Annotated in this window: 6 protein-coding genes; 5 read left to right on the plus strand and 1 reads right to left on the minus strand. The window is 45.1% G+C overall.

Features of this window, described 5'->3' with window-relative positions; genetic code table 11:
• Positions 1-100 precede the first annotated feature (100 nt).
• The 4 genes from EPX21_RS13605 (at position 101) to EPX21_RS13620 (ending at position 5,868) form a co-directional block, all read left to right on the plus strand.
• Positions 101-1,777: a ribulokinase gene (locus EPX21_RS13605; protein ID WP_134090245.1), complete on the plus strand. Its 1,677-nt coding sequence runs from the start codon at positions 101-103 to the stop codon at positions 1,775-1,777.
• A 21-nt stretch (positions 1,778-1,798) separates the two neighbouring features.
• Complete coding sequence (locus EPX21_RS13610) at positions 1,799-2,500, plus strand: L-ribulose-5-phosphate 4-epimerase (RefSeq protein ID WP_134090246.1); 702 nt, start codon at positions 1,799-1,801, stop codon at positions 2,498-2,500.
• Positions 2,501-2,643: 143 nt separating this feature from the next.
• Positions 2,644-4,143, plus strand: a complete 1,500-nt coding sequence (araA, locus tag EPX21_RS13615; RefSeq protein WP_134090247.1) for an L-arabinose isomerase — start codon at positions 2,644-2,646, stop codon at positions 4,141-4,143.
• A 27-nt stretch (positions 4,144-4,170) separates the two neighbouring features.
• Positions 4,171-5,868 carry a sodium/solute symporter gene (locus EPX21_RS13620; protein WP_134090248.1) on the plus strand — a complete coding sequence of 566 codons (1,698 nt, stop codon included), beginning with the start codon at positions 4,171-4,173 and terminating at the stop codon, positions 5,866-5,868.
• Positions 5,869-6,129: 261 nt separating this feature from the next.
• Here the strand turns inward: EPX21_RS13620 and EPX21_RS13625 are convergent, their stop codons facing one another.
• On the minus strand, positions 6,130-6,453 hold the full coding sequence (locus tag EPX21_RS13625) for a hypothetical protein (protein WP_166670766.1): 324 nt from the start codon (positions 6,451-6,453) through the stop codon (positions 6,130-6,132).
• Here EPX21_RS13625 and EPX21_RS13630 point away from each other — a divergent pair.
• On the plus strand, positions 6,441-7,136 hold the full coding sequence (locus EPX21_RS13630; protein ID WP_134090250.1) for a GNAT family N-acetyltransferase: 696 nt from the start codon (positions 6,441-6,443) through the stop codon (positions 7,134-7,136). The two genes, EPX21_RS13625 and EPX21_RS13630, sit on opposite strands and share 13 nt — an antisense overlap.
• The last annotated feature ends 87 nt before the right edge of the window (positions 7,137-7,223 follow it).

Raw genomic sequence — 7,223 nt, forward strand, 5'->3', positions numbered from 1 at the left:
TTTGACACGAAACACAAAGGAGATTGACAGACTGACCAATTAATAGTAAAAAACTTACAGCACTGCAATTCTCGGAATAACAAATTGAACGCTTTAGTATATGGACAATGCATATGTTATAGGGGTAGATTACGGAACCGATTCTGTTCGCTCCGTACTAGTCGACGCCCATAATGGACAAGAGATCGCTTCGTCGATCTATTACTACCCCCGGTGGAAAAAGGGTTTATACTGCAATCCTTCCGTTAACCAATTCAGACAACACCCATTAGACTATATAGAAGGCCTCGAGGCGACTATTAAAGACTGCCTGCAACAGAGCGGGCAGGAGGTGGCATCAAAAGTGAAAGCTATTTCTGTAGATACAACCGGTTCTACGCCTGTCGCGGTTGATAAAACGGGCACACCTTTGGCGCTGCTTCCGACTTTCCAGGAGAATCCAAATGCCATGTTTGTACTTTGGAAAGACCATACCGCCGTTCGTGAAGCAGAAGAGATTAATAACACGGCCAAGAAATTTGACATAAATTATTTGCAATATGTGGGTGGCATCTACTCTTCGGAATGGTTTTGGGCAAAATTACTCCACATCCTGCGAACAGACAAAGAAGTCGCCAAGCACCTCTTCACTTGGGTGGAGCATTGCGACTGGATCCCTTTTCTATTAACAGGCGGTAGGGATGCCTTAACGCTAAAACGCGGCGTCTGTTCCGCAGGTCACAAATCGCTTTGGAATGCGTCTTTCGGTGGATATCCCCCGAACGATTTCTTTACTGCCATTGATCCACTCTTAGACGGCTTTACCGGCAACATTTCGTCGGAAACTTATACCGCTGATAAAAAGGCCGGTCTTTTATGTGAAAAGTGGGCAGAAAGACTGGGACTAAACACATCGGTTGTCATCGGTATAGGCGCTTTTGATGCACATATGGGTGCGGTGGGCGGACAGATCGAACCATACTATTTGAGCAAAGTGATGGGTACCTCCACTTGCGACATGCTGGTTGCGCCGACGAATGAGGTCAAGGACACCTTGGTGGGCGGTATTTGCGGTCAGGTAGACGGCTCGGTTATCCCCGGCATGCTGGGTATGGAAGCGGGGCAGTCTGCCTTTGGCGATGCATACGCTTGGTTTAAAAATCTCTTAATGTGGCCTTTAAAGAATCTTCTTCCCACAACGGACGACCCCGCGTTTACCAACTTGGAACAGCAAATTGAGCAACAGATCATACCTCAGTTAAGCCGCCTTGCCGAGAAGATCGAACCCACAGTACAGCAAGAGCTGGCGATCGATTGGTTAAACGGCAGAAGAACCCCTGATGCCAATCAGGCACTTAAGGGCGCCTTCTTTGGCTTAAACTTAGGTACCGATGCTGTACAGCTTTTCAGGGCTTTGGTTGAAGCAACTTGTTTCGGCGCTAAGAAGATTGTCGATCGATTTAACGAGCAGGGCATCCCCGTTAAAGGGCTGATCGGTATGGGTGGAGTAGCCAAAAAGGCGCCTTTCATTATGCAGATGATGGCGGATGTAATGGATATGCCAATAAAAATCCATCGATCGGAACAGACCTGCGCCATTGGTGCAGCCATGTTTGCAGCTACCGCGGCGGGTATTTATGCCAACGTAGAAGAGGCAATGACCGCTATGGGGCAAGGCTTTGATACAGAGTATCATCCCAATCCGCAAAGGGTTGGCATCTACAAACAGCGTTATGAGCACTATACGAAAATGGGGGCCTTCCTTGAAGAACATCTAACCCAGAAAGAAAACACATAAACTTATACTGCTTAACAGATTATGACTAACTATCAAGATATAAGGGAAGCGGCATACGAGGGCAACATGGCACTTCCCAAGCTAGGTCTCGTATTGTTTACTTTTGGCAATGTCAGCGTTGTCGACCGCTCCAAAGGCGTTTTTGCCATTAAGCCCAGCGGTGTCCCCTATGAAGAGCTAAGTCCAGCCAACATGGTCATTGTAGACTTGGAAGGAAACCCGGTTGAAGGCGATTTAAGACCCTCTTCGGATACAAAAACACACGCCGTACTCTACAAACATTGGGAAGGTATCGGAGGAATCGTACACACCCATTCGACCTATGCCACCGCTTGGGCACAAAGCCAACGCGACATCCCTATATACGGCACGACGCATGCCGATCACCTCACCACGGATATCCCTTGTGCTCCACCCATGGAAGATCACATGATCAAAGGAAATTATGAATACGAAACCGGCTTTCAGATTCTGAACCATTTTAAGGAGAAAGGATTGGATTACAAAGAGGTTGAAATGATATTGGTAGGAAATCATGCACCCTTTACTTGGGGAAAAACGGCCGAAAAGGCGGTATATAACAGTGCTGTGCTGGAAACTGTAGCGCAAATGGCCCTATTCACCGAACAAATTAATCCCAATGCGCCACGCTTGAAAGATTCTTTGATTAATAAGCATTTTGAAAGAAAGCACGGGCCGAATTCCTATTACGGACAACAATAAGGGGATAAGGGGATAAGCTGTAAGGCTTAAGGTTAAAAGGTAGGGTGTAGGGAGCCTAATGCCTACATAAGATGTAAGGCTTAGGAACACTGGCAACGGGCAGCCAACAACGGACAACGAATAACAAATAACGAACAACGAATATGCTAAATTTAAAAACCTTTGATGTCTGGTTTATTACCGGCAGTCAAGATTTATACGGACCAGAAACACTTGCACAGGCGGCTGATCATGCGAAGAAGATCGCTGAATATTTAAACAATCATCACCGGATTCCTGTCAACATCGTCTATAAGCCACTTGTTAAAAATACAGAAGAAATTTATAATACGATTGCTGAGGCCAATAAGAATAGCAACTGCATCGGAATTATTACTTGGATGCACACTTTCTCACCTGCAAAAATGTGGATCCGAGGATTGAATGCGCTAAAAAAACCACTGCTGCACCTACATACCCAATTTAATCGGGATATCCCGTGGGATCAAATAGACATGGACTTCATGAACCTTAACCAAAGTGCTCATGGCGACCGTGAATTTGGTTTTATCGTATCGCGGATGCGCATCAACCGGAAAGTTGTGACCGGCTTCTGGCAAGATGAGGAAGTGGCCGATAAGATCAACATTTGGGCAAGAGCGGCTGCCGCCTGGCACGATTGGCAGGGAGCAAAATTCGTACGGTTTGGCGACAACATGCGGTACGTGGCAGTAACCGACGGGGACAAGGTCGAAGCCGAAATCAAATTTGGCTTCTCTGTTAACACCTATGCTATCGGAGATCTGGTTGCGGAAATAGATAAAGTGAGCGACGAGGAGATCACAGCGCTGGTGAAGGAATATGAAACGGAATACATCTTGGCAGAGAACGCGCAGGAAGGCGGTGCCCAACGGCAACATGTGTTAGACGCGGCGAAAATTGAGATCGGCCTAAAAAATTTCCTTGAAGCCGGCGGCTATAAAGGCTTTACCGACAGTTTTGAAGATTTACATGGCATGGTGCAGCTCCCGGGCATCGCAGTTCAACGCCTTATGCAACAAGGCTATGGTTTTGCAGGAGAAGGCGACTGGAAGACGCCGGCATTGGTACGCGCATGCAAAGTGATGGCTGCAGGCTTACCTGGCGCAAATGCATTTATGGAAGACTATACCTATCATTTTGACCCCGATAATTCGATGGTATTGGGATCGCACATGCTTGAAGTAGATGCCTCCTTAGCAAAAGATAAACCCCGTTTAGAGGTTCATCCCTTGGGCATTGGAGGCAAGGCCGATCCTGCACGGCTTGTATTTAATGCGGCAGGAGGCAGCGCGCTCAATGCGTCTCTGGTAGATATGGGTAATAGGTTCCGCCTCATCGCCAATACGGTAGAAGGCGTTGATGTCCAAAATGAGCTACCGAAACTGCCCGTTGCACGGGTTCTGTGGAAACCGCTGCCGGATATGAAAACAGCCTGTACCGCTTGGATTTATGCAGGTGGCGCGCACCATACCGTCTATAGCCAAAACCTCAGCAGCGAATACCTCGAAGATTTTGCACGCATTGCGGGTATTGAGTTTGTTAAGATCGACGAAACGACGAAACTAGATCAATTCGAAAACCAATTAAAGTGGAGCGAAGTGTTTTACCAAATTCAACAATAAAAGCGGGGCTTAATTTTTTATTCCAATATGGAAAAATTTGCACAGATTGACTACATCATATTCCTTGTTTACTTTGTGGTAGTAGCGGGATATGGATACTGGATTTATCGCAAAAAAAGTAATGTGAGTGCCAGTAGCAAAGATTACTTCTTAGCCGAAGGGTCTTTAACATGGTGGGCTATTGGAGCCTCCCTCATTGCGTCCAATATATCGGCAGAACAGTTTATCGGTATGAGCGGCAATGGCTTTACGGTTGGTATTGCCGTAGCGGCTTATGAGTGGATTGCCGCCTTAGCGCTCATTATTGTGGCTGTATGGTTCATCCCGGTGTATCTGAAAAACAAGATATTCACCATGCCGCAATTCCTGAACAATCGGTATAATGAGACGACCAGTCTCATTATGGCGGTATTCTGGCTGTTTCTATACATCTTTGTGAATCTCACTTCCATTCTCTTTTTGGGCGCCTTGGCCATTAACAATTTAGCGGGCGGAGGAAGCTTTCATGCTATTGTATTGGCCCTTTCGGTCTTTGCGATCATAATCACGTTAGGCGGCATGCGCGTCATCGGCTTTACCGATGTTATTCAGGTATTGGTGCTTATTATCGGTGGCGTAGCCACCACCTATGTAGCGCTTACGCTTGTAAGCGAGCATTTTGGTTTAGGCAAGGACGTACTAGCAGGCTTTTCCCAACTTATGAAAGATTCACCGGAGCACTTTAAAATGATTATCGAAAAGCCGACGGCCTCCTCGTCGCAGGAGGAAATCAATAAGTACTTAATGTTGCCCGGTTTAGGTATGTATTTGGCCGGTATATGGATCGTCAATTTAAACTACTGGGGCTGCAATCAGTACATCACGCAACGCGCGCTGGGAGCCGATTTAAAAACGGCACGTACAGGCATTCTCTTTGCCGGCTTTCTAAAGCTTTTTATGCCCGTGATTGTAATGCTTCCGGGTATCGCCGCTTATGTCCTTTACAAAAATGGCGCTTTGCAGCAAGAGATGGCGCCCGGAGGACATTTCAACCCGGATAATGCATATTCCGCTATCTTAGGCTTTCTGCCCGATGGCATGAAGGGCTTATCTTTAGCGGCCTTAACAGCAGCCATCGTAGCCTCGCTAGCCGGAAAAGCAAATAGTATAGCTACCATCTTCACTATGGACATCTATAAAAAATACATAAAGAAAGATGCCTCCGAAAGAAATCTGGTCAATGTGGGAAAAACTACGGTAATCGTCGCTATTGCCGCTTCCATTCTGTTTACATGGGATGACATGCTTGGCATAGGTGGGGAAGGTGGCTTCACTTTCATCCAGAAGTATACCGGCTTTATCAGTCCCGGCGTACTGGCCATGTTCCTGTTAGGCATGTTTTGGAAACGAACAACAGGGGCTGCCGCCATTATCGGACTTATTATGGGCTTCGCTTTGTCGGTGGTTTTCAATAATTACGCACCCGCCTGGTTTGGAAACGACACTTTACTCTACACCGCCTATCCAAATGGCCGCGGCGGTTATGAAATACCTTTTCAAATCTGTATGGGACTATCGTTCTTTTTTACGGTTATTGCCATGATTGCTGTCAGCTTGGCTGGACCAAAAATTAACCCTAAAGCATTTGTTCTGGACACTAAAATGTTTAAAGTAGAGCCTTCGGTAATGGTTATGATTGTGCTGACCTTGTTATTGGTTAGTGCATTATACGTACGTTTCTGGTAGCCCTGAAAGCAGTTAGACCGATTTCTGTCAGGAAATTCATTTCATCGTATCACTTGGCTCGTTCATAGGGCATCAAAATCTTGTTTTCGTTACATCCTGTCAAAAAGAGGAACCTGGAGACGAAGGGCCAAGTGATACGTTGTTCGTGAGTGCGATACTTACCATAATGCAAAACTTCAAGACATTTAATAAAATATTACTAATTTTAAACAATATTTGTTGCATAAACCCATATTTATTTTCTACATTTGCAAGCATTAATTAAAACAAGGAAGATTCTTTAGCAAGATGAACATCGCTGATTTGCATAGCAGTTTTACCAAGCCTTCCATTCCCGGAAGCGCCCTGGTAGCCCCATGCATGAAAGCCATCAGCAATAAACTTGTTTTGAGAGTCCGACGACCCATTATGCCCCGGGCTTGATTTCGAGGGCATACCCACTCCACAAAAAATACGATAGCGGGTCCGGTTATCGTATCCATCAAAAACAATTAACAAAAACGTAATTAAAATCAAACGGTAGAGCAAAACATGTGTTTTATTGTTTTGTTCACTTGGGGAATGCTCATTCAATGAATACTTCAAATTTTGTTGTTATTCCTGCAAACGAATCGCATATCGGATATGCGGAACAGATTTGCGACGAAATGGCAGAGTCTGCCAAAGCTCGTGGTACCGGTATTGCGCGTCGAAAACCGGCGTACATTGCCAATAAGATGCTGGAAGGGAAAGCGGTTATAGCGCTTCACAAAGACGGTACCTGGGCTGGCTTTTGCTATATCGAGACTTGGAGCCATGGAGAATATGTAGCGAATTCGGGACTTATTGTTAATCCGACTTTCAGAAAAGAGGGTTTAGCAAAGGCTATTAAAAAACGGATTTTTGAGCTCTCTCGCGAAAAGTATCCAAAAGCAAAAATATTTGGCTTAACGACCGGCTTTGCGGTCATGAAAATAAACTCGGACCTCGGCTATGAGCCTGTTCCCTATTCGGAACTCACACAAGATGAAGAATTTTGGAAAGGTTGCCAAAGTTGTGTAAATTACGATATTTTAATGAGCAAAGATCGTAAAAACTGTATGTGCACCGCGATGCTATGGGATCCCGTTGAAAAAGAAAAAGAACTCCGACAAAAAATCGAACAAAAAAACAAAGCGAAGGAACGCTTAAAACAAATGCAAAAAAAGCACTCCTTATTAAAACGCATTGAACTTAGTTTGAGAAGAAGAAGCAAGATGATTGCGACTTTGTTTCTCGCCTATGACTAATTAATAATCGTTAGTTTGAAACTTTAAAAATGAATACAAGGAAAAGCATCATGTTAAGAAGTGTTACTTTGGCATAAATAGCTCCAT

Source organism: Olivibacter sp. XZL3 (assembly GCF_004368405.1).
Taxonomy (GTDB): Bacteria; Bacteroidota; Bacteroidia; order Sphingobacteriales; family Sphingobacteriaceae; genus Olivibacter.

Excerpts from the sequence above, each read along its gene's own strand:
- EPX21_RS13605 (WP_134090245.1), top strand. The coding sequence starts at position 101 with ATGGACAATGCATATGTTATAGGGGTAGATTACGGAACCGATTCTGTT.
- EPX21_RS13610 (WP_134090246.1), top strand. The coding sequence starts at position 1,799 with ATGACTAACTATCAAGATATAAGGGAAGCGGCATACGAGGGCAACATG.
- araA (WP_134090247.1), top strand. The coding sequence starts at position 2,644 with ATGCTAAATTTAAAAACCTTTGATGTCTGGTTTATTACCGGCAGTCAA.
- EPX21_RS13620 (WP_134090248.1), top strand. The coding sequence starts at position 4,171 with ATGGAAAAATTTGCACAGATTGACTACATCATATTCCTTGTTTACTTT.
- EPX21_RS13630 (WP_134090250.1), top strand. The coding sequence starts at position 6,441 with ATGAATACTTCAAATTTTGTTGTTATTCCTGCAAACGAATCGCATATC.